The following is a 21,387-nucleotide window of genomic DNA, read 5'->3' on the forward strand; positions in this document are numbered from 1 at the left end:
GGGGACGAGAGTCCCGACCCGCGCGGCACTGCCGCGCAAGCCGGCGCGAGGCGCCAGGTGATCCATCTATGGGTGAAGCACTCGGAATGATCGAAACCAAGGGCCTCGTTGCGATGATCGAGGCCGCCGACGCGATGGTGAAGGCCGCCAAGGTCAGCCTCGTCGGCTGGGAGAAGATTGGCGCGGGCTACGTCACCGCCATCGTGCGGGGCGACGTTGCGGCAGTGAAGGCCGCCACCGACGCCGGTGCTGCCGCGGCCCGCCGCGTGGGGGAGCTCGTGTCGGTCCACGTGATCCCGCGTCCGCACAGCAATCTCGAGGACGTCCTGCCGATCGGCAAGGCCTCCGGGAAATGATCCTCGGCAGGGTCGTCGGCACCGTCGTGGCGACCCGCAAGGATGAACGGCTGCTGAGCACCAAGCTGCTCGTCGTCAGGCCGGTCTCGCCCGACGGCCAGTTCGAAGGCGGCGCGCTCGTGGCCGTCGACACGGTCGACGCCGGTGCCGGCGAGACCGTGCTCGTCGTCTCGGGCAGTTCGGCGCGCATGGCCGACGGCCTTGGCCAGGCGCCCGTCGACGCCGCCATCGTGGGTATCGTCGACAGCGTCACGATGGCCTGATCCCCGAATCCGCGCATGCACCTGGCCCGCGTCGTCGGCACCGTTGTCTCTACGCAGAAGGACGCCCGTCTCGCCGGTGTCACGCTGCTGATGATCCAGCCGCTGGCCAGAGACGGACAGGACTCCGGGCGTGCGCTCGTCGCCACTGACGCCGCAGGCGCGGGCGTAGGCGAACGTGTCTTCTTCGTGCGCGGCCGCGAGGCCGCCTTTCCCTTCCATCCCGTCGAGGTCCCGACAGACGCCAGCATCGTCGGCATCGTCGACGATGTGGACGTGGTGCCCTGAGGTGCAGATCGGTACGGTGGTGGGCACCGTCGTCTCCACGCAGAAGCACCCCAAGCTGCACGGGGCGAAGCTGCTGCTCGTGCAGCCCGAGTTGCCTGACGGCAGCGCGCGCGGCAACGCCGTCCTCGCCATCGACAGCGTTGGCGCGGGAACGGGCGAGCGCGTGCTGTTGGTGATCGAAGGCAAGGCCGCCGGCGACGCACTCGGACGCAGGGGCGCGCCCGTCGACGCCGCGATCGTCGGCATCATCGACGCGATCGGGACAGAGGAGTCGACGTAATGCACGAAGACGAGATTCGCGTGCTCGTGCGCGAGGCGCTCGCGCGTCATCTCGCGCCGACACCGTCCGGCGCGTCGTGCGATCCGCGCGCACTCACCGTGAAGTCCCATCCCTCGCACGGCAAGTTCGTGTTCCTTGCGCCTGTCGATCCCGACGCGCCATGCGTGGTGGAGCCGCAGGTGCGGTGTCACCACTGCGGTTTCTGCCAGTCATACGGGCACTGAGGGCCCGCTTCGCCATGTCCACCGCTTTGCGTCCTCGCGTCTTCGTCTCGCGCCGGCTCTTCCCGGACACGCTCGACACCATCGCGAGACACGCCGATGTGGACGTGTTCGAAGGCAGTGGCAGTCCGTCGCCTGAGGAACTGGTGGCGCGCACGCAGGGCTGCGTGGGGCTCGTGGCGCAGGGCACCGACAGAATCGATGCGGCATTCCTCGATCGGGTGCCGAGCCTGCGCGCGGTGTGCAACGTGGCCGTGGGCTACAACAACATCGACGTCGCCGCCGCGCACGAACGTCAGGTGGTGGTGACCAATACGCCGGACGTGCTGGACGAGGCGTGCGCCGCGCTCACATGGGGTCTCATCCTCGGCGTGACGCGCCGTCTCGGAGAAGGGGAGCGCCTGCTGCGCGCGGGAGCGTGGAAGGGATTCCAGCTCGAGCTCCTGCTCGGGATGGATCTGGTCGGCAAGACGCTGGGCATCGTGGGCATGGGGCGCATCGGCAGGTCGGTGGCGGCCAAGGCGGCGGCGTTCGGCATGCGCACCGTGTACGTGCGTTCGCCGCGGCGCCCGGACGAGGTGATCGCGGGGCCGGACGGCGTGCCGTACGAAGGCCTGTCGCTCGACCAACTGCTGTCGAAGTCCGATGTCGTCACGCTGCACGTGCCGCTCTCGCCGGAGACGCGTCACCTGATCAACAGGCAGAGCATCAGACTGATGAAGCCGACGGCGTACCTGGTCAACATGGCGCGCGGTCCCGTCGTCGAGGAGGCCGCCGTGGTGGCGGCACTCGAGAACGGCTGGATTGCCGGAGCTGCGCTCGACGTGTACGAACTGGAACCGGCGGTCCATCCGGGGCTGCTGCGCTTCGAGAACGCGTTCCTCATCCCGCACCTCGGCAGCGCCACGCGCGAGACGCGCACGGCGATGTGCAACCTCGCCGCGCGCAACCTGATCGAGGTGATCGAGGGCCGTCCGCCGGTCACCCCTGTGCCTGGCAGCTACATCCCGTGAGTGTCAGATGTCCCGCGCGCGTCCTGCCTCCGTCGCTCGTCCCGCGCTCCCGATATCGCCCACGCTGAAGCGTCTCGGTGCGGCGATCCGGGAGATGGAGCTGCCGGCGATCGAGAAGATCGCCGAGGAGCACGAGGCCGATCCGTTCCGCGTGCTCGTCTCGACGATGCTGTCGGCGCAGACGCGAGATCCGGTGACGCACGCGGCGTCGCTGCGGCTGTTCGCCGTGGCACCGGATCCCGCGTCGCTGGCTCGCCTCACCACGGGCAGGATCGAGAAGTTGATCTATCCGGTCAGCTTCTACAGGAACAAGGCCGTTCACGTGAAGGAGACGGCCGCGATACTCGTGTGCGATCACGGCGGTCGCGTGCCCACGACGATGGAGGCGTTGCTGACGCTGCCCGGCGTGGGACGCAAGACCGCGAACCTCACGCTCATCGTCGCGTGCCGAAGCCAGGACAACATCTGCGTCGACACGCACGTCCATCGCATCGCGAACCGCTTCGGCTGGGTCCGCACCCGCACGCCCGAGCAGACCGAGCACGCCCTCTACGAGGTCGTCGCCCGGCGCTGGTGGGCGTCGATCAACCTGTACCTCGTGACGTGGGGCCAGCACGTCTGCAAGCCGGTGTATCCACAGTGCCGCCGCTGCATCCTGGACAGCACATGCCCGAAGATCGGCGTCGCGTCCTGAACGAGCGGGCACCGGGCACCGGGCATCGGGCACCTGATCAGATGGAGCGAACGGGCTTCAGGCTGTTCGTCATGGAATCCTGAACGACCATGGATCTGCAAGTCACGTTCGGCCAGATTGACATCTACCTCTTCGACCAGTTGCTGCGCGGGCGCATTCGTCCGGGCATGCGTGTGCTCGACGCGGGATGCGGCAGCGGGCGTAATCTCGTCTACCTGCTGCGCGAAGGCTTCGATGTCTCCGCGGTGGACGAGGATCCGCGAGCGATCACGTCGGTGCGGGACATGGCGGCGACGCTCGCGCCCGCGCTGCCGCCGGATCAGATCCGCACCGATGCCGTCGAGCACATGTCGTTTCCCGACGCGTGGTTCGACGTGGTCATCAGCAACGCCGTCCTGCACTTCGCGCGAGACGATGCGCACTTCGAAGCGATGGTGCGCGAGATGTGGCGGGTGCTGAAGCCAGGCGGCCTGCTCTTTGCCAGGCTCGTCTCGAACATCGGGATGGCCGACGCGCTCGAGCACGTGGCCGGCCGGCATTTCGTGCTCCCCGACGGCACCACGCGCTACGTCGTCGACGAGGCGCAGCTTATGGCGCTCACGGACTCCCTCCGTGGCGAGCTGCTCGATCCCCTGAAAACCACCATCGTCCAGCGCCAGCGCTGCATGACCACCTGGGTCGTCGGGAAGTAGCCCGCAAGCCGCAAGCCCCGAGCCGCCATCCCTACCAGCCCGTGGTGGAAGTCCCGCCGGCATTCGACCGACGATGCATCCCCGTCCGCGGCGTTGCTCCTCCCGCGAATATTGCTCGATATTCTCAGTCGTCGCGCCTTGCGGATCGGGGCGCCTCGTCGGTCTCGGTGCACGCCGGGACTTCCACCACGGGCTGCTACGTCGTCGCGCGCAGTTTGCTGTGGTGGTAGCCGTAGGCGAAGTACACCACGAGGCCGATGGCGAGCCAGATGAAGAAGCGTTCCCATGTCTGCCACGGGAGCTGCAGCATCAGATAGCTGCAGCAGACGATGGCGAGGATCGGGACCGCGGGCACGAACGGCGTACGGAAGGGGCGCGGGGCATCGGGATTCGTGTGACGCAACACGAGGATGCCGACGGCCACGAGCACGAAGGCGAAGAGCGTCCCGATGTTGGTCAGCTCGACGATCTCGTCGATGTTGGCCAGGCCCGCCAGCAGGCCGACGAACACGCCCGTGAGGATGGTCGTGACGTGAGGCGTCTTGTACTTCGGGTGGACCTTCGCGGCCCACTGAGGGAGCAGGCCGTCGCGCGCCATCGAGAAGAAGATGCGCGGCTGTCCCATCTGGAACACCACCAGTACCGACGTGGTCGCGAAGACTGCGCCCAGCGAGATGATGCCCGCGGCCCAGTGCATGCCGAGCGTGGAGAACGCCGTCGCGAGCGGTTCGGCGGTGCCGAGCTGCGTCCATGGCGTGAGGCCGGTGAGCACGATCGCCACGGCCATGTAGATCACCGTGCAGATGACGAGACTGCCGATCATGCCGATCGGCATGTTGCGCTGCGGATCCTTCGTTTCCTCGGCGGCCGTCGAGACGGCGTCGAAGCCGATGTACGCGAAGAAGATGATCGCCGCCGCGCTGCTGATGCCCGCGAAGCCGTTCGGCGCGAACGGCGTCCAGTTCTCCGGCTTGACGTAGAAGACGCCAACGCCCAGGAAGAACGCGATGATCACGAGCTTGAGGAGCACCATCGCCGTGTTGAAGCCCACGCTCTCGCGGATGCCGCGCACGAGCACCACCGTGATGCCCATCACCGCGAGGAAGGCCGGGAGATTGAAGAGCAGCGGCACGCCGCCAATGTGCGGCGCGTTGAGCACGGCGTCGGCGTGGCGGATCACGCTCGGCGCGAGGTCGGCCGTGGCGCCGCCCGCCGCCTGCACCTGCGCGAGCGCGTGATATGCCGTGCGGTAGTCCACGCCGAGCCACACGGGCCACGTGACGCCGAACCCGCGCAGCAGTTCCTGGAAGTAGCCGGACCACGAGATGGCGACCGCGACGTTGCCGATCGCGTACTCGATGATCAGGTCCCACCCGATGATCCACGCGACGAGCTCACCGAGCGTCGCGTACGAGTAGGTGTACGCGGATCCGGCGACCGGCACCATCGAGGCGAACTCGGCATAGCAGAGCGCCGCGAATCCGCACGCGACGGCCGTGAGGATGAACGAAATCACCAGCGCGGGCCCGGCCCCGAGGTGATGCGCACCGCCCGCCGCCGCGCTGCCGACCGTGGAGAAGATGCCGGCGCCGATGATGGCGCCGATCCCGAGCGAAATCAGCTGGACCGGGCCGAGCGACCGCGCCAGCCGCGGACCTCCGTGAGGATCCGCGTCGCTCGTGAGCTGGTGCAGCGGCTTGACCGTGAAGAGCTGAGACACGCGTGACTCCTCGAAAATGGGGGAACTCGGCTGGATAGCGTACACCGGGAAGACGTGCGGCCAGCGGGGCAGCCGGCGCCGGGCAGCCACGGGCCGAAGCCCGTGGCCTCCATGGAGAATTGAATGCTGCCCGGTGCCCGGTGTCAGGTGCCCGGTGCCCGGTTATGCTACGCACATGATTCGCCACGCGCTGATCTCGTTGCTGCTGCTGGCGGCAGTGTGGATGCCTGCCGCGTCCGCCCGGCTGCACGCCCAGGCCAGGCCCGCGGGCACGGGGCCTGTGATCGTCATCGAGACGGAGAAGGGGACCATCGTCATCCAGACGTATCAGGACAAGGCCCCGAAGACCGTCGAGCACATCGTCGATCTGGTGAAGAAGAACTTCTACAACGCGCAGCGGATCCACCGCGTCGTGAAGGGACAGCTCGTGCAGTGGGGCGACAAGATGTCGCGCGACATGACCTACCGTGAGTGGTGGGGCCGGAGTCCAGGCGGCAGCAGCGGGACGCCGATCGGCGTCGCCGAGTTCACCAAGGGCCTGCGCCACAGGGCCGGCAGCGTGTCGATGGCCCATTCTGGCAACCCCGCATCCGCCGACAGCCAGATCTTCATCTGTCTGGCCCCGATGCCGAACCTCGATGGCAAGCACGTCATCTTCGGCGAAGTCACCGACGGCCTCGACGTCGCGCGTTCGCTCGTCGTCACGGACCGCCTGAAGCGCGTCACGATCAGATAGCGCGGGCCATCGGCCCTCGTGCGAGCGTCTGCCCGCTGCCCGCTGCCCAGTGCCCGTGCCCGCTGCCCGGCGCCCGCAGCCCGGCCTCCCATTGCTACAATTTCCGGAGGTCACCCGGATTCGGCTTCTCCCGCGGTCACCCCACCGCGACTCATGACGACCAGCCTCACGATCAACGAAATCTATGCGTCGATCCAGGGGGAGTCGTCGTTGGCCGGGCAGCCGTGTACGTTCGTGCGCCTCACGGCGTGCGATCTGCGTTGCACCTGGTGCGACACGGTGTACGCCTTCACCGAGGGCCGCAAGCAGTCGCTCGACGACATCCTCGACGAGGTCCGCCGGTTCGGCGTACCGCTCGTGGAGGTGACGGGCGGGGAGCCGCTGCTGCAGAAGAACGTGATTCCGCTGATGCAGCGCCTGCTCGACGAAGGCTACACGGTGCTGCTCGAAACGGGCGGCCACGTGTCCATCGCCGATGTCCCCGCCGGCGTCCATCGCATCGTGGACGTGAAGTGTCCCGGCAGCGGGGAGTCTGCGCGCGTACACTGGCCGAATCTCGATCGCCTCACGCCGCGCGACGAGGTCAAGTTCGTGATCGCCAGCCGCGAGGACTTCGACTACGCGCGCGATGTCGTGACGTCGCACGACCTGACGAGGCGCTGCGCGGCCGTGCACTTCTCGCCAGCCTGGGGCATCGTTGAGCCCGCGACGCTCGCGGCATGGATCCTCGACGGGCGTCTGCCGGTGCGCCTGCAGTTGCAGCAGCACAAGTACATCTGGGACCCCGCCACGCGCCGCGTATGACGACACCCGCGCCCCCGGCCATCCTCCTCCTGAGCGGAGGCCTCGACTCGTTCACCGCCGGCGCGATCGCGCGCGACGAGGGGTTCCGTCTCTTCGCGCTCACCGTGCGGTACGGACAGACGCACGCGCAGGAGATCGACGCCGCGCGCCGCGCCGCGAAGGCACTCGGCGTGGAACAGCATGTCGAACTCGACCTGGATCTGCGCGGCATCGCGCGATCGGCGCTGACGGGTGCGAGCGCCGTGCCGCTCGACCGCGACGTGGCGACGGCCGACGACATCCCGAGCACGTACGTGCCGGCGCGCAACACGATCTTCCTCTCGCTCGCGCTTGCGTGGGCCGAATCCACCGGCGCTTCCGACATCGTCATCGGCGTCAACGCGCTGGACTACTCGGGATATCCCGACTGCCGTCCCGAGTACATCGAGGCGTTCGAACGTCTCGGTCGCCTGGCCACGGCTGCGGGCGTTGGCGGGCGTGCACTCCGCATCCACGCGCCGCTGCAGGACCTCTCGAAGGCAGACATCATCAGGCGCGGCATCGCGCTCGGGCTCGACTACGGCCTGACGCACTCCTGTTACGCGCCGACGCCGGACGGCCGTCCGTGCGGCCGCTGCGACAGTTGCCAGCTCCGCGCACGCGGCTTCGCGGAAGTCGGTGTTCCCGACCCCGCGCTCGCCACAGGGCGACATCAGTAAGCCATGGCTTCCGAGACATCGCCGCGCCTCTACTACGACGATCCCGCCCTGCTCGCATTCGACGCCACCGTCACGGCATGTGCTCCCGTTGGCGAGAAGTGGCGGGTTCAACTGGATCGTTCTGCCTTCTACCCCTCGTCTGGCGGACAGCCTCACGACATCGGACATCTGCACGTCGACGGGCGTGCGATCGCCGTGACGAACGTGGAAGTCGACGAGGACGATTTCGTCTGGCATCAGGTCGCGCAGTCGTTGACGCCGGGGACAGTAGTGCGTGGCGACGTCGACGGCATGCGTCGGCGCGACTTCCGTCAACAGCACTCGGGACAGCACATCCTGTCGGCGGCGTTCGACAGCCTCGTCGATGCGCGAACCGAGAGCGTCCACCTCGGACTCGAGGCGTGTACGCTCGATCTGCATCGCGACGTCACGCCTGACGAGTGCCTGCGCGCGGAATCGCTGGCCAACGACGTCGTGTGGGACGACCGTCAGGTGTCCATCCGATACGCCGACGCGGCCGATCTCGTGGACGAGCCGCGGCTGCGCAAGGCCACTGGACGCGAAGGACGCGTGCGCCTCATCGACATCGAGGGGCACGACCTCTCGGCCTGCGGCGGCACGCACGTCCATCGCACGGGCGAGGTCGGCATCATCGTCGTTCGCGGTACCGAGCGGTTCAGGGGAGGGACCCGCGTGACGTTCCTGTGCGGACGTCGCGCGCTCGAGAGCCATCGGCTCCTGCGCGAGACACTCGATGCGTCGGCGCGCGCGCTGTCGGTGGCGCCGCATGACGTACCGGCGGCTCTTGTTCGCATGCGGCAGTCGCTTGACGACGTGCAACGGCGTGCCAAGGGGCTAGGAGAGCAACTCGTCGCGCTGCAGGCGACGTCTCTGGAGTCCGGGATCGACACGGAGGGACGTCTGGTCGCGCTGCTGCCTGATGCCGACGCGGCAAGCGCGCGGGTGGCGGCGCTGCAGCTCATCGCCGCGTCAGGGCGTGTGGTCGCACTGTTGGCGGGATCGTTGCCGCACGCCCTCGTCATCGCGCGCAGCGCCGATCGTACGGACGTGGACGCCGGCGCCATCGTGCGTGCGATCTGTGCCGCACACGGTGGCAAGGGTGGCGGTCGCCCGGACCTCGCGCAGGCTGGCGGCGTGGCAGTCACTGTCGACGCGTTGCGCGCGTTCCTGTGACTGTCGCGCGCTAGGAGGCGCACACGAGAGAGAGCGCGTCTTCGGCGATGCGGTCGATGTCGGCTGTCGGGGCGATGTAGTTGTTGGCGAGGACGGCGAAGGCGTACTCGGTACCTGTCGCTGACGTGATGTACCCAGACAGCGAACGGACGTGCGCGAGCGTGCCGGTCTTGGCCAGCAGGCGATCGACGCACGGGCTGCCGGCAAAGCGCGTCGAGAGCGTCCCGTCGCGGCCGGCGACGGGCAGCGTCGCGCGGAACGGTTCGCGATGCGGAGGCACGGCCATCGCTTCGAGCAGCGTCGTCACCGTGCGTGCGGTGAGGAAGTCGCGTCGAGACAGGCCGGACCCATCGAGCCCCTGCGCGCTCCCGGCTGACACACCCAGCGTGGCGAGCGTGTCGTGCAGCGTCTGGCTCGCACCTGCGGAAGCGCCTGCCGCTGGCCCCGCGAGCACGCGCAGCAGCACTTCGCCGTACAGGTTCTGACTCACCTTCATGAAACGCTGCGCGACGCTGGCGAGCGGCGCCGACTCGTGGACGAGCAGTGGCGCATCGCCGGACTGTTGCGTCGCTTCCACGCGCGTACCGCCGCGAATCTCCACGCCCTCTTCGGCCAGCACGGTCCGGAGCGCCCCGAGGAAGTATCGCGGCGGGTCGGCAACAGACACCGTTCGTTCGACAGGTGTGGCACCGACGGGCAGGCTGCCCGTGATGTCGACAATCGGACTGCCGAGTGCGCGCGTGACGCGCAGCGTCGCGGGTTCCCCGGCAGCGTTGGTGCGCGCCGTGGAGTTCAGGCGAAATCCGTAAGCGCCTGGCGACGCAGCGACGACGACCGGCGCATCGGCGTGCAACCCCGGCGTCACTCTGATGCGCACGACGTTCTCGTTGAAGATCAGCCCTGAGTACGCGGCAGCATAGCCGAAGGGCAGATCGTCCCAGCTCCAGGAATCGCCGAGCCATTCCTCGCCGAAGCGGGACGGATCGCCCACGAGATCCCCTTCGATCCGGCGAACGCCTTTCGCGCGGAGCTGCCGTGCCCAGTCGCGGAACGTCGCGAGCGGATCGTCACCGCGGCCGATCGTCGGATCCGCACCGCCGACCACCACGAGATCGCCGCGCAGGACGTGTCCGTCCACGGGCCCCGCGGCCAACAGCGACGTCCTGAACCGATAGTCCCAGCCCAGTCGCGCGGCCGCCGCGGCGAGCGTCGCGATCTTCATGTTGGACGCAGGGATCATCAGCCGCTCGGCGTTGCGGCTGACGAGCACGACAGGACCACCGGTGTCGAGACGCTCGAGGCGCACGGCCCACAGCGCCGCAGCATCGGCTGCAGCGAAGCGTGCCTCGAATGCCGTCGCCAGTGCGGCGTCGGCCGCCGAGAGCGTGCTGGCAGGCAGGCCGTCGGCCGGACGGGTCGTGGCCGGCCCGGTCGTCGCGGCTCCTGGACCGGGCGCTGGCACATGACGCGGCGCGCAGGCCGCTGCGGCACACAGGGCGAGTGCAACAGCGGCGTGTACTCCGCGACGTCGTGTCACGGCTGCGTCGCCGGTGTGGCGGGCGCCTCGGGCTTCGGTTCGAGCAGATCGAGGATGTCGGTGACGGCAGCGGCCGTCAGTCGCGCGGCGCCAGGCTCGCCGGCTCGCAGCGCGAACCGCTCATCGCCGGCCTGGACGATCGTGACGCGCTCATCCTTGCCATCGCCGTAAGTCGCCACGACGTCGATGAGCGGCGTGCTCGACCTCGGCACGTCTGCCCATGCCTCGGCGCGCAGCGTCCCGAATCGCGACACGATGTCGTCGATCGTGGCCGCCGTCACGCCGGCGTCGGCAGGCATCGTCTGCGCCCACGTGTCCGTTGCGTTCGTGTCGCTGCCCGACTTCGTCTTCTCGAACGTCCGTGTCGAGTCGCCGCGCGTCACGACGAGGCGCGACACGGTGAACGGCTTGAACGCGAACACGTCCTTCGCGCGGTACGCCGCGGCGGCACGCTGCAGATCGTCGGCCAGCGTCTTGTCGACGGTGAACACGAGCGACCGGGCGCCGTCCTTCATGTGGACCGCCGTGTCGCCGCTCGGCGAGCCGAGGAAGATCTGCGCGAGCGTCTTGCCCGCGCCGGTCGCCGTCAGCGTGGTGCGGGCGGGCTGCAGGCCGTAGACGTCGAGCGTGGCGGGCTGCTCGGCGACGATGGCCTGCATCTGCGAGGAGGAGAGCCGCGTCAGCAGCGACCCGACTTCGGCGCTGTCGGCGCGGGCGTGCACGGGCTGCGTGAGCAGCCAGTCGGCGCCGTCCTTCTTCAACTCGATCGTGCCTGGCGCGCCGATGATGGCGATCCGATCGACAGCCTCGCGATCGACGTCAACGACGGACTTGTCGCGCAACTGGAACGTCGTGCGATCGAGGCTCTGTTCGAGCCACGACGGCACCGTGAAGACGCGCGGCGATTCATCGAGCCTGGCGTACGTGTCGCCGCCCGTCGCGGTCTTCGCACCGAGGAGCAGCGTGCGCGGCGCGCCGTTCGCGGTGAACGTCAGCGTCACGCGCGGCGCGTCGAGTCCGAACAGGTCGAGGCTGGCTGGCTTCTCGTCGATCACGCGCGTGAGGTCGAGCGAGGCGAGGTTGCTCGTGACGCCGGACACCTCGCTGGCATCGGCCGCCACCTGCACAGGCGACTCGATCTTCCAGCCGGCGCCCTCCTTGCGGAGTGTCGTGACGTCGCCGTTGGACGCGTGGACCTCGAGTGCCGAGATCGTGTCGGCCTCGAGCGCGGTGAAGACCTTCTCGGTCTTCGGCTCGTCGTCGGCCGGGTCGCGCTTCATCTCGACGAACCAGATGTAGCCGCCGAGCGCCGCGGCCAGCGCGAGGAGGACGAGCGTGGAGCGGCCCCGTTTCATCCTCGCCTCCGGCTCCAGACCCACACGCCGAGCGCGGCAACGGCGAGCGGCAATCCGAGCACCGACAGGTACAGCACCCGCCGCTGCTGGTCCTCCGTCATCGTCACGCGCCTGTCGCCGGCCTGCTTCGGACGGATGGCGATCAGGTTCTCCTGTTGCGCCACCCAGTTGAGGGCGTTGAGGAACAGATCGCGATTGCCCTGCGTGCCGAGCACCGCGTTGGTGACGAAGTCGGAGTCGCCGAACACGACGATGCGTGTCTGCGGCTTGCGCGGTGCTTCGGGTGCCGGCTGGTCCGGCGTGGCGGGAGGGGGTTCCGGCGCGCCGGGTGCGTCGATGCCCACGGCAGCGGCCAGCGTGATCGGCCCTTCCTTGTCGCCGGCGCCCGCGTCGCGCGAGACGGGTGTGCCTCCGAACACGCCGGCGAAGTCGGTCTCGGCCCACGACTGCGCGCTCGTCATCGCGATGGGCTGCGCGACGCGGCCGTTCACGCCGCCATCGACGGGCGTCACCGACCGCGCGAGCGGGAACGCCGTGATGAGCCCGAAGTCATCGGTGATCGGGTGGTCGGCGTACTGCGCCACGACGGGTACCGACGGACCGGCGCCGAGCATCTGGCCGACGCTGCTGACGTCGACGACCACGTTGTCTCCGGCGTCGATGCCCCACGCGTGCGCGAGAGCGACGAGACCGGTGAGTGGCGCGGCGTCGGCACCATCGCGCGGATCGAGCAACAGCAGGAGCTTGCCGCCCTTGTCGAGATACCGCGACACCATGTCGAGTTCGGGCTGGAGGAAGTCGGTCTTCGGCCCCGCGATGACCAGGACCGCGGCGTCTGCCGGTACGCCCTGCTGCTGTTGCGCGAGCACGATCGGCTCGACCGAGAAGTTGTCGCGCTGGAGCGCGCTTGCGATGGCGTTGTAGCCCGTGCGCTGATCGGCGCTCGTCGTGTCGCGCTCACCGTGGCCCTGCGTGAAGTAGACCTTCTTCTCGCCACCTTCGACGGCCTTCACGATGGCGTTGGTGATGTCCTGCTCGGTGTCCGACGTGATGCGCTCGATGCGGCCGGCGTGATCGACGGCGATCGTGCCGTACTGCTGCACCTGCCACTGCCGGGCGAGCGCGGGCTGCTTGTCCGGGTCGATGTACTCGACCTTCACCTGCGAGCTCGCGTACTGATAGCCCTCCAGGCGATCGCGGAAGCGCGGGAACTCGGTGTCCTTGGCGAACACCTTGATGTCCACCGGGGCCTTCAGGCCGTCGAGGAACTTGCGTGTCTGATCGGAGAGCGTGAACTGGCCGCCCTCCGTGAGATCCCAGCGCTTGTGCTGACGCGTGGCGACGTAGTTGACGCCCACGAGGATGGCCAGCAGCAGGATGACGCTGGCCGACGTGAGGGCCCCCGCGCGTGCACCGCGGCGCGAGAACATCGCTGCGAACTCGCGCCATTGCATGGCGAGATAGGCCAGCACCACGATGAGGCCCGCGAGCGCGAGGCGCTGCCACACCTGCTGCCGTTCGGGGCGGATGAAGCGGATGAGAACGGCGGTGACCACGAGGGCCGTGCCGATCCAGCCGAGGACGTTGGCGAAACGAGTCATGGCTGTGCGTCTCCGGACCGGGTTAGCCGCGCCACCGATCGGCGTCCACCGATCGGGCGGTGAGGAAGAGCCCGAACGCGATCACGCTCAGGTAGTAGACGACGTGCTGCGTGTCGATCACACCCTTCGAGAAGTCCTCGAAGTGCTGGAACACCGCGAGGGCCGACACGAGCGCGCGCCCGATGGGACCGGCCCCCTCGCCCACCCACGCCACGAGCAGCAGCATCAGCAGGACGGCGTACGTGAGCAGTCCCGCGACGATCTGGTTGCGCGTCAGGTTCGACAGGAAGAGCCCGACGGCGATGAAGCCGCCGCCGAGCAGCAGCAGCCCGAGATAGCCGGTGACGATCGGTGCAATCTCGGGTTCGCCGTACGCGAAGAGCCAGAGCAGGTTGAGCGCGCTCAGTCCCAGCATCACGGCGTAGAGCGCGAACGCGCCGAAGAACTTGCCGAGCACGATCTCCCAGTCGGTGATGGGCGACGTGAGCAGCAGCTCGATCGTGCCGCTGCGCTTCTCCTCCGCGAACGTCCTCATCGTCAACGTCGGGATGAAGATGAGGATGATGATGCCGGCCTGCAGGAGGAGCGGCCGAATCAGCATCTCGTTGACGTTCAGCGTCTGCGGTCCGCCCATGCCGAACTGCTGCATGCGCAGGCTCTGTTCGCTGAAGAAGCTGAGGAAGCTGTAGAACATCCAGCCGAAGAGCAGCGCGAACAGGCCCACGAGGATGTAGGCGATGGGCGACGAGAAGTAGCTCTGGAGCTCGCGCCTCGCGATGGCGATCGTGTTACGCACGGGCGACCTCCTCCTCCTGCGCGTCCGAGGTCGTGAGCTGCAGGAAGATCTCCTCGAGGCTCATGCGCATCGGCCGCAGTTCGACGAGCCCGAACCCGGCGCCGACCACCGCCTGCGCCACGCTGCGCCGCACGTCGAGCCCGTTCTCGCTCTGTACTTCGAACCCCGTCACGGCGCCGACCTTCGCGGCCACCGTCACGTTGGTCACGCCCGCCACGGCGGCGAGCACCGGTTGCGCGTCGGCATCCTGCGCGTCGACCTCGACGTACACCGACGCCGCCCCCTGCAGCCGCGCCGTGAGATTGTCCGGCGTGTCCTCGGCGACGACGCGGCCCTTGTTGATGATGACCACGCGCTGGCAGGTCTGCGCCACCTCGGGGAGGATGTGCGTACTGAGCACGATCGTGTGGTCGCCGGCCAGGCTCCGGATCAGCTCGCGCGTCTCGATGATCTGCTTCGGATCGAGGCCGGCCGTGGGTTCGTCGAGGACCAGGACGTCGGGGTTGTGGATGAGCGCCTGCGCGAGACCGACGCGCTGTTTGTACCCCTTCGAGAGCTTGGCGCAGTGGCGGTGCGCCATGTCGGCCACGTGCGTGCGCTGCATCACCGTCGCCACGCGATCGGCCTGCTCGGCGGGAGGCACGCCCTTGATCCGCGCCACGAAGCGCAGGTACTCGCGAACGGTCATCTCCGGATAGAGCGGCGGGGTTTCAGGCAGGTAGCCGATCCGCTGCTTGGCCTCGACGGGCTGGTCCTGCAGGTCGAACCCCGCGACGCGGGCGTGCCCCTCGGTGGGGGGCATGTACCCGGTCAGGATGCGCATCGTGGTGGTCTTGCCGGCGCCGTTCGGCCCCAGGAACCCCAGGATCTCGCCCTTCCCGACGTTGAAGCTCACGCCATCGACCGCCGTGAAGGGGCCGTAGCGCTTGGTGAGCTGCTGCACCTCGATCACCATGTGTCTCCAGGCTTGGTATGGACAGTTCAGCCGGCGCGTGCGAGCGGCGGCGATGCCGACGCCGCGCGACGCCTGCCGACCCTCCATGGTAGAGAGGGCGTGGGACCGGGTCAATTATGTTGGTGTAATATATGAACAGTTGTTCATATGTCAGTATCGACACATTCCCAGACTCGCCACCCACGGGCCGTCCCGGTGCCTTCACCTCGCCGGCGCCCGGTGCGCGACGCCGCGGCGCCGCTGTCTGCCGAGACGGCGCAGGCCCTCGCAGAAACCTTCCGCGTGCTGGGCGACCCCACCCGGATCAGGCTCATCGCCGCGATGGCCCTCACCGAGCGCTGCGTCGGTGATCTCGCGACGCTCGTGTCGATGAGCGAGTCGGCCGTGTCGCACCAACTCCGCATGCTCCGGGCGGCGCGGCTCGTGCGGACGCGGCGCGCGGGGCGGCAGGTGTTCTACACGCTGGATGACGGACACATCCTGGCGCTCTTCCAGCAGGGCCTGAGCCACGTGCACGAAGGTGCCGCCGCAGCGGCGGCACCGCCCCGGCGGGCGAGCCACGGAGACGAGCGATGAACGCACCCGCGTGCTCGCGCTGTTTCGATCACCGCACGGCGACCTTCCACATCGCCGAGATGGACTGCGCGCATGAAGTGGCCATCCTCGAGAAGCGTCTCGGCGGGCTCGGTGGCCTGATCGCGCTCGACGCGGATGTGTTGTCGCGGCAACTCCGCGTGCACTTCGACGGCGCGACGTTGAGCGAGGCCGGCATCGCCGAGGCTGTCGCACAGACGGGCATGCGCGCGTGGCCCGTCACGACGGGCGGCGACGCCGCGCGCGTCGAGACAGGCGTGCCCTGGACGCTCGTGCTCGCTGCCGTGTCGTGCCTTGTCGCGATGGCGCTGTGGAGTGGCGGTGCGCGCGACATGTTCGTGCGTCTTGCGCTTGGCGTGGCGATCGTCCTCACGGCGCCTGGCACGCTGCGCCGGGCATGGGCGGCCGCGCGCGGGCGACGGCTCGACATTCACGTCCTCATGACGCTGGCGGTCGCGGGCGCCCTTGCCATCGACGAATGGTTCGAGGCCGCGACGGTGCTGGTGCTCTTCGGCGTGGCGCAGGCGCTCGAAGCGCGCAGCCTCGCACGCGCGCGCCGCGCGATCGCCGACGTGCTCACCATCACGCCGCCGACAGCGGACCTGCGCGCGACATCCGGCGAGACGCGCACCGTGCCCGTCGAGCAGGTCGCCGCAGGACAGCACGTGGTGGTCACACCGGGCGGCAGGCTGCCTCTCGATGGCCGCGTGCTCGAAGGCGAGAGCGCCGTGAACCAGGCACCCGTCACAGGCGAGTCGATTCCAGTCCCGAAATCACCCGGCGACGTCGTGTACGCGGGGACCGTGAACGGCGAAGGCGTCCTGGTCGTCGAGGTCACGCGCGTGTCGTCCGATTCGACGGTCGCGCGCATCGTGCACCAGGTCGAGCGCGCGCACGCGGCGCGGGCGCAGGTGCAGTCCCTCGTCGATCGCTTCGCGACGGTGTACACGCCTGTCGTCCTCGCGCTCGCGTCGGCGATGGCGGTGCTGCCGCCGCTGCTCACGGGTGCGGCATGGCTGCCGTGGATCGAGCGTGCGCTCGTGCTGCTCGTTGTCGCGTGTCCGTGTGCGCTCGTGATCGCCACGCCCGTGGCCATGGTATCGGCGTTGTCGGCTGCCGCGCGTCGCGGGCTCCTCATCAAGGGGGGCGCCGTTCTCGAACGTCTCGCCTCCGTTCGCATCGTTGCGCTCGACAAGACGGGTACCGTCTCCGACGGACAGTTGCGCGTCACCGCGCTCACGGCGATTGGCGACGTCGAGGAGGCGCGCGCATTGTCACTCGCGGCAGCCGTCGAGACGGGCGTGCACCACCCGCTGGCACAGGCCATCGTGTCGCTGGCCGAGGCGCGCGGTCTGCCGATCCCGCCGGCGAGTGCGGTGCAGCACGTGCCGGGTCGCGGCGCCAGCGCGCAGGTGGACGGCCATCTCGTGCGGATCGGTCGCCCCGATTGGCTTGACACGTACGCAGAGGTAGAGCCGGCCCTCCGGGCCCGGCCATCTGATGCGACAGCCGTGGTCGCGATCGACGACACGCCGGTGCTGCTCATCCATGCTGCCGATCGTCCGCGCGATGGCGCGCGACAGGCGGTGTCCGATCTCGCGTCGCTCGGCGCATCGGCCGTATTGCTGTCTGGCGATCACGACGCCGCCGTGGCGCAACTCGCGGCCGACGTGAACGTGCAGGAATGGCGCGCGCGCCTGTTGCCGGAAGACAAGGCCGCCGCCGTGGAGGCGTTGTCGACGCGCGGCCCCGTGCTGATGGTGGGCGACGGGATCAACGATGGTCCTGCGCTCGCGGTGGCCAGCGTGGGGCTTGCGGTCGCCGACGGCGGAACGGCAGTCGCGCTCGAGGCGGCCGATGGCGCGCTCATGCATCACGACCTCGCGCTGGTGCCGTACGCGATGGCGCTCGGACGTGCCACGCTGCGTGTCATTCGCACCAATGTCGCGCTCGCGCTCGTGCTCAAGCTCGCGGTGATCGCGCTCGCGGCAGCCGGGATGGCGTCCCTGTGGCTCGCCGTCCTGGCCGACGTCGGTGCGTCATTGCTGGTCGTCGCGCTCAGTCTCCGGTTACTCTCGTTCTCGTGGATCGGAGACGGTCGTCCGTGATTGCGACCCCTCTTGCGTTGTCGCTATAATCCGCCCGTTGCAGTCGGGGCGCCGGGCTCATGCCGGCCCACAGGACGCCCGGTGACTGCGGAGACCGTCATGTCCATGAGTGCCCCGAGCCGCCTGACCTTCGCCACGCGTGACATCGAGTTCGATGTCGTCATCGGATCGCCTGCCGACTCGTCGTTCAGTACCGCCTTCCCGCTGCTCGCCGTCGACGACGACGACGACGATGATGATGACGACGACGAGGACGATGACGACCTCGACGACGAGGACGATTGGGACGACGAAGACGAGGGTGAGGAAGACGACGACGACGAGGACGAGGACGACCTCGGCTGGGACGATGACGACGAGGACGACCTCGACGACGACGACGAAGACTAGACGACCGGTTCGTCTGAGCTGACTCTATCGTCGCGCGGCACGTCGACAGGCGGATCGCCCTTCTGCATGCGCGGCCCTGCACTTCACGATCGGTTCGTGCTGGCAGTCGCCGCGCTTTTCTTGTGCGCGCACATCGCCAGCCCGGCCAGGCACCTCGAGGACATCGACTCGGTCAACTTCGCGCTGGGTCTGCGGCATTACGACGTCGCCGCGCACCAACCGCATCCGCCGGGCTACCCGGTGTTCATCGTCCTCGCACGCGGATCGGCAGCACTCGTCGATGTCGTCGTCCAGGCCGACCCCGCCGATCCCGAGGCGCTCGCGTCGCGTGATGCGCGCGCGATGTCGCTGCTCGCAGCCGTTGCGGGCGCGCTTGCCCTGTTCTTCCTCTACGGCATCCTTCGCACGATCGCCTCGCCCGGCACGCCGGCCGTACTGGCACCAGCGGCCACCGCTCTCGCGGCATGCACGCCGTTGTTCTGGCTGACGGCGTCGCGGCCGCTCAGCGACATGCCGGGCCTTGCAGGTGCACTGGGGTGCCAGTACCTGCTGCTCCGCGCCGCGCGCCACGACATCTCTCTTCGTCGAGCCATCCTGGCTGCGCTGGCGTGCGGCGTGGCCGTCGGCGTGCGGTCGCAGGTCACATGGCTGGTGGTGCCATTGCTCGTGTGGACCATCGCGCGCGTGTGGCGTCGCGGCACGGTTCACATGGCGTTCGCCGTGGCGGGCGCCGCGCTCGCGGGTGTCCTCACGTGGGCGGTGCCCATGGTGTGGCTGACCGGTGGACTGGACGCATATCGCACGGCGTTGGCGTCGCAGGCAGGCGAGGATCTGGACGGTGTGCCGATGCTGCTGCTGACTCCGGGTGTGCGGCCCCTGGCGCAGGCGCTTGCCGACACGTTCGTGTGGCCGTGGGGGACGTGGCTGCTCGCCGCGGCAGCGATCGCGTTGGCGGCAGCAGGTGTTGTCGGGTTGCGCAGACAGCGCGGGATGGCGACGTGGCTCGTTCTCGGGTTCGCGCCGTACCTCGCGTTCCACCTGCTCGTCCAGGAAACGGAGACCACGCGGTACGCGCTCCCCACGGTCCCCGCCATCGTCGCGCTCGTTGTCCTGGTGTCGACGCGTTGGGCGCGTCACGTGCTGCAGCCGGTTGTCGTGCTGATCGGGATTACGTCCTTGGCCGTGTCGGTGCGGGCGCATCACCAGTATGCGGCGGCCGGCATGACCAGCAGCGAGGTGCTCGCGCGCATGACGGACGCTGCGGAAGGCCTGCCCGAACGTCCGCATGTGGCGATGCACCGTCGCGTGTGGGCGGAGACCAGGCGCATCAGGCACATGCTGACGCCGGTATCGGCGTTCGACGTGCTGCCGTCGCCGCGAGCGCGCGAATGGCAGGAAGCGTTGCCGGCGTGGGAACGCGACGCGCCGGTCTGGTGGCTCGTCGATCCGCGGCGTGGCGATCGCGGTGTGGTGGATCCGCTGTCGATGCGGTTGCGTGAGCCGGTGCGGTGGCCGATGCCTGTGGCGGCGCTGCTCGGCGGCATGCGTCCGCACGCGTTCGACTGGTATGACGTATCGCGACCGGCGTGGGTGCTGCGTGATGGCTGGAGTCTGACTCCAGAGCTCGCGGGGGTCACGGCCGCGGCGTCGCAGGGGTTGCCCGCCGCGCGTGCGTCGGCGATCGTGCGCGGTCACGACGGCGCGTCGACGCTCGTTGTCGGAGGTCGCTTCGTCGCGCCAGCGGAGTCCGTGCAGACGCTCGACGTGCGCATCGGTGAGTCGTGGGATGCCGCGACGTGGCGCGTGGAGGACGCGATTGGTCCCGGAGCGTTCGCCGTCGCGTGGACCATCCCGGCTGGCGTGCTGCCGGCGCACGGCTACGTGCCCCTGATGGTTGGCGCGACGGGCGAAGCGGACAGGACGTCGCCGGTGTTCCTGGAGCAGTTCGACGTGCAGCCGTCGGGAGTGCCGGTGCTGGCGCTCGGCGCCGGATGGTACGAACCCGAGCGCAACGTGGCCACGGGACGGACGTGGCGGTGGGTGAGCGACACCAGTTCCCTGCGCGTGCGTGGCGCTGTTGGTGACGTGCGCCTCGACATCGCGGGCACGTATCCGCGGCACTACGGCACCGCACCGGTCCTCGAGATCCTCGCTGGTGGCCGGCCGATTGCGACGCATACGCTGAGCCGACCGTTCAGCATCGAGTCGGTGATACGCGCGTCGGACCTGCCGCCGGACGGCCGGATCGAGTGGCGCGTCTCATCGTCGTTCGTCGCCGGGGAACGCACGGGATCTGCCGATGCCAGACGGCTCGCTCTGGAGATCGCATCGCTGCAGGTTCGTGCCGTTCGTTGACAGGATCACGGTCCGTCGATAGGCTTTGGCCCGATGCCACCTGTGACGGAGCTGTGCGCAGCCCCGTTTTCCGAATTTCTTCACACTTGGAGTACCGCATCGATGTCTCGACTGCGAGTCGTACTGCCTGCCGTTGGCCTGTGCCTGGCGCTGGGCGTTGCGGGCTGTGCCAAGAAGGCGCCCGCGCCTGCTCCGGCACCACCGCCTCCGCCTCCGGCCACCACCCCGGCACCGCCGCCTCCTCCGCCGCCGCCGGCCCCGGCGCCAGCACCGGAGGCACCGCGTCCGCTCACCGATGAGGAGCTGTTCGCGCGCAAGAGTCTCGACGACCTCAACTCCGAGAAGCCGCTGGGCGATGTGTTCTTCGCCTACGACCAGTCGACGATCTCGGACGAGGGTCGTGCGACCATCCAGCGCAACATGGAATGGCTGCGCAAGTGGCAGTCGACGCGCGTGCTCGTCGAGGGCCACTGCGACAACCGCGGCACGCCCGAGTACAACCTCGCGCTCGGTGAGCAGCGCGCGGCAGCGGTACGCGATTATCTGGTCAGCCTCGGGCTGCCCACCGATCGCGTGACGATCGTCAGCAAGGGTGAAGAGCAGCCGTTCTGCAACGAAGACACCGAGGAGTGCTTCCAGCAGAATCGCCGCGGACACTTCCTGATCACCGCGAAGTGAGCACATGCCGTCGCGCGACGGCAGACGGATGAATGCGAAAGGCCCGACGACTCTCGTCGGGC

23 protein-coding genes are annotated in these 21,387 nt (G+C 68.8%); 17 read left to right on the forward strand and 6 right to left on the reverse strand.

The features are described from left to right. Positions 1–68 precede the first annotated feature (68 nt). The 8 genes from eutM (at position 69) to IT182_11220 (ending at position 3,804) form a co-directional block, all read left to right on the forward strand. Complete coding sequence (eutM, locus tag IT182_11185; protein ID MCC6163898.1) at positions 69–356, forward strand: ethanolamine utilization microcompartment protein EutM; 288 nt, start codon at positions 69–71, stop codon at positions 354–356. Beyond that, complete coding sequence (locus IT182_11190) at positions 353–619, forward strand: EutN/CcmL family microcompartment protein (protein MCC6163899.1); 267 nt, start codon at positions 353–355, stop codon at positions 617–619. Before eutM ends, IT182_11190 begins: the two co-directional genes overlap by 4 nt. A gap of 15 nt (positions 620–634) precedes the next feature. After that, on the forward strand, positions 635–904 hold the full coding sequence (locus tag IT182_11195) for a EutN/CcmL family microcompartment protein (GenBank protein ID MCC6163900.1): 270 nt from the start codon (positions 635–637) through the stop codon (positions 902–904). A 1-nt stretch (position 905) separates the two neighbouring features. Next, positions 906–1,184, forward strand: coding sequence for a EutN/CcmL family microcompartment protein (locus IT182_11200; protein ID MCC6163901.1), 279 nt, complete (start codon positions 906–908; stop codon positions 1,182–1,184). After that, complete coding sequence (locus IT182_11205; GenBank protein MCC6163902.1) at positions 1,184–1,408, forward strand: hypothetical protein; 225 nt, start codon at positions 1,184–1,186, stop codon at positions 1,406–1,408. The genes IT182_11200 and IT182_11205 overlap by 1 nt, the downstream gene beginning before the upstream one ends. Positions 1,409–1,422: 14 nt before the next feature. Beyond that, entirely contained in the window at positions 1,423–2,418 is a 996-nt protein-coding gene (locus tag IT182_11210; protein ID MCC6163903.1) for a D-glycerate dehydrogenase, read from the forward strand. Positions 2,419–2,425: 7 nt separating this feature from the next. Beyond that, the gene (locus tag IT182_11215; GenBank protein ID MCC6163904.1) at positions 2,426–3,112 is read left to right on the forward strand and encodes an endonuclease III; all 687 of its coding nucleotides are present in this window, start codon (positions 2,426–2,428) and stop codon (positions 3,110–3,112) included. An 89-nt stretch (positions 3,113–3,201) separates the two neighbouring features. Next, positions 3,202–3,804 (forward strand): class I SAM-dependent methyltransferase, encoded by a 603-nt coding sequence (locus tag IT182_11220; GenBank protein MCC6163905.1) that lies wholly within the window; start codon positions 3,202–3,204, stop codon positions 3,802–3,804. Positions 3,805–4,000: 196 nt separating this feature from the next. Here the strand turns inward: IT182_11220 and IT182_11225 are convergent, their stop codons facing one another. Next, positions 4,001–5,524 (reverse strand): amino acid permease, encoded by a 1,524-nt coding sequence (locus tag IT182_11225; protein ID MCC6163906.1) that lies wholly within the window; start codon positions 5,522–5,524, stop codon positions 4,001–4,003. 175 nt (positions 5,525–5,699) lie between these two features. Between IT182_11225 and IT182_11230 the strand changes: the two genes are divergently transcribed. The 4 genes from IT182_11230 to IT182_11245 all read left to right on the forward strand — a co-directional run bounded on the left by IT182_11230 (position 5,700) and on the right by IT182_11245 (position 8,956). Beyond that, positions 5,700–6,260: a peptidylprolyl isomerase gene (locus tag IT182_11230; GenBank protein ID MCC6163907.1), complete on the forward strand. Its 561-nt coding sequence runs from the start codon at positions 5,700–5,702 to the stop codon at positions 6,258–6,260. A gap of 153 nt (positions 6,261–6,413) precedes the next feature. Further along, entirely contained in the window at positions 6,414–7,064 is a 651-nt protein-coding gene (locus tag IT182_11235) for a radical SAM protein (GenBank protein MCC6163908.1), read from the forward strand. Then, positions 7,061–7,762, forward strand: a complete 702-nt coding sequence (gene queC / locus IT182_11240) for a 7-cyano-7-deazaguanine synthase QueC (GenBank protein ID MCC6163909.1) — start codon at positions 7,061–7,063, stop codon at positions 7,760–7,762. Before IT182_11235 ends, queC begins: the two co-directional genes overlap by 4 nt. 3 nt (positions 7,763–7,765) lie before the next feature. After that, a complete protein-coding gene (locus IT182_11245) occupies positions 7,766–8,956 on the forward strand; it encodes an alanyl-tRNA editing protein (GenBank protein MCC6163910.1) in 1,191 nt (396 codons plus the stop codon). Between the two features lie 10 nt (positions 8,957–8,966). On the opposite strand, the gene dacB is transcribed toward IT182_11245, so the two are convergent. From dacB to IT182_11270, 5 genes are read right to left on the reverse strand one after another with little or no spacing between them, the layout of a single operon-like run. Continuing rightward, complete coding sequence (gene dacB / locus IT182_11250) at positions 8,967–10,493, reverse strand: D-alanyl-D-alanine carboxypeptidase/D-alanyl-D-alanine-endopeptidase (protein ID MCC6163911.1); 1,527 nt, start codon at positions 10,491–10,493, stop codon at positions 8,967–8,969. Then, positions 10,490–11,848: a DUF4340 domain-containing protein gene (locus IT182_11255; protein ID MCC6163912.1), complete on the reverse strand. Its 1,359-nt coding sequence runs from the start codon at positions 11,846–11,848 to the stop codon at positions 10,490–10,492. The genes dacB and IT182_11255 overlap by 4 nt, the downstream gene beginning before the upstream one ends. Continuing rightward, positions 11,845–13,449, reverse strand: a complete 1,605-nt coding sequence (locus IT182_11260) for a GldG family protein (protein MCC6163913.1) — start codon at positions 13,447–13,449, stop codon at positions 11,845–11,847. Before IT182_11260 ends, IT182_11255 begins: the two co-directional genes overlap by 4 nt. Positions 13,450–13,471: 22 nt before the next feature. Then, a complete protein-coding gene (locus tag IT182_11265) occupies positions 13,472–14,245 on the reverse strand; it encodes an ABC transporter permease subunit (protein ID MCC6163914.1) in 774 nt (257 codons plus the stop codon). Beyond that, the gene (locus tag IT182_11270; protein MCC6163915.1) at positions 14,238–15,197 is read right to left on the reverse strand and encodes an ABC transporter ATP-binding protein; all 960 of its coding nucleotides are present in this window, start codon (positions 15,195–15,197) and stop codon (positions 14,238–14,240) included. Before IT182_11270 ends, IT182_11265 begins: the two co-directional genes overlap by 8 nt. Before the next feature lie 150 nt (positions 15,198–15,347). Here IT182_11270 and IT182_11275 point away from each other — a divergent pair, with 150 nt between their 5' ends. The 5 genes from IT182_11275 (at position 15,348) to IT182_11295 (ending at position 21,325) form a co-directional block, all read left to right on the forward strand. Continuing rightward, entirely contained in the window at positions 15,348–15,776 is a 429-nt protein-coding gene (locus tag IT182_11275) for a winged helix-turn-helix transcriptional regulator (GenBank protein MCC6163916.1), read from the forward strand. Next, on the forward strand, positions 15,773–17,902 hold the full coding sequence (gene cadA, locus IT182_11280) for a cadmium-translocating P-type ATPase (GenBank protein ID MCC6163917.1): 2,130 nt from the start codon (positions 15,773–15,775) through the stop codon (positions 17,900–17,902). The genes IT182_11275 and cadA overlap by 4 nt, the downstream gene beginning before the upstream one ends. 99 nt (positions 17,903–18,001) lie before the next feature. Further along, the gene (locus IT182_11285; protein MCC6163918.1) at positions 18,002–18,292 is read left to right on the forward strand and encodes a hypothetical protein; all 291 of its coding nucleotides are present in this window, start codon (positions 18,002–18,004) and stop codon (positions 18,290–18,292) included. Positions 18,293–18,388: 96 nt separating this feature from the next. Next, positions 18,389–20,647, forward strand: a complete 2,259-nt coding sequence (locus tag IT182_11290; protein MCC6163919.1) for a hypothetical protein — start codon at positions 18,389–18,391, stop codon at positions 20,645–20,647. Positions 20,648–20,749: 102 nt separating this feature from the next. Further along, entirely contained in the window at positions 20,750–21,325 is a 576-nt protein-coding gene (locus IT182_11295) for an OmpA family protein (GenBank protein MCC6163920.1), read from the forward strand. Positions 21,326–21,387: the final 62 nt, after the last annotated feature.

It is taken from the genome of Acidobacteriota bacterium (assembly GCA_020845575.1).
Taxonomy (GTDB): Bacteria; Acidobacteriota; Vicinamibacteria; order Vicinamibacterales; family Vicinamibacteraceae; genus Luteitalea.

Bases quoted from the DNA above. Each gene is read 5' to 3' on its own strand.
- eutM (MCC6163898.1), top strand. From the start codon at position 69: ATGGGTGAAGCACTCGGAATGATCGAAACCAAGGGCCTCGTTGCGATG.
- IT182_11190 (MCC6163899.1), top strand. From the start codon at position 353: ATGATCCTCGGCAGGGTCGTCGGCACCGTCGTGGCGACCCGCAAGGAT.
- IT182_11195 (MCC6163900.1), top strand. From the start codon at position 635: ATGCACCTGGCCCGCGTCGTCGGCACCGTTGTCTCTACGCAGAAGGAC.
- IT182_11205 (MCC6163902.1), top strand. From the start codon at position 1,184: ATGCACGAAGACGAGATTCGCGTGCTCGTGCGCGAGGCGCTCGCGCGT.
- IT182_11210 (MCC6163903.1), top strand. From the start codon at position 1,423: ATGTCCACCGCTTTGCGTCCTCGCGTCTTCGTCTCGCGCCGGCTCTTC.
- IT182_11215 (MCC6163904.1), top strand. From the start codon at position 2,426: ATGTCCCGCGCGCGTCCTGCCTCCGTCGCTCGTCCCGCGCTCCCGATA.
- IT182_11220 (MCC6163905.1), top strand. From the start codon at position 3,202: ATGGATCTGCAAGTCACGTTCGGCCAGATTGACATCTACCTCTTCGAC.
- IT182_11230 (MCC6163907.1), top strand. From the start codon at position 5,700: ATGATTCGCCACGCGCTGATCTCGTTGCTGCTGCTGGCGGCAGTGTGG.
- IT182_11235 (MCC6163908.1), top strand. From the start codon at position 6,414: ATGACGACCAGCCTCACGATCAACGAAATCTATGCGTCGATCCAGGGG.
- queC (MCC6163909.1), top strand. From the start codon at position 7,061: ATGACGACACCCGCGCCCCCGGCCATCCTCCTCCTGAGCGGAGGCCTC.
- IT182_11245 (MCC6163910.1), top strand. From the start codon at position 7,766: ATGGCTTCCGAGACATCGCCGCGCCTCTACTACGACGATCCCGCCCTG.
- IT182_11255 (MCC6163912.1), bottom strand. From the start codon at position 11,848: ATGAAACGGGGCCGCTCCACGCTCGTCCTCCTCGCGCTGGCCGCGGCG.
- IT182_11260 (MCC6163913.1), bottom strand. From the start codon at position 13,449: ATGACTCGTTTCGCCAACGTCCTCGGCTGGATCGGCACGGCCCTCGTG.
- IT182_11275 (MCC6163916.1), top strand. From the start codon at position 15,348: ATGTCAGTATCGACACATTCCCAGACTCGCCACCCACGGGCCGTCCCG.
- cadA (MCC6163917.1), top strand. From the start codon at position 15,773: ATGAACGCACCCGCGTGCTCGCGCTGTTTCGATCACCGCACGGCGACC.
- IT182_11285 (MCC6163918.1), top strand. From the start codon at position 18,002: ATGTCCATGAGTGCCCCGAGCCGCCTGACCTTCGCCACGCGTGACATC.
- IT182_11295 (MCC6163920.1), top strand. From the start codon at position 20,750: ATGTCTCGACTGCGAGTCGTACTGCCTGCCGTTGGCCTGTGCCTGGCG.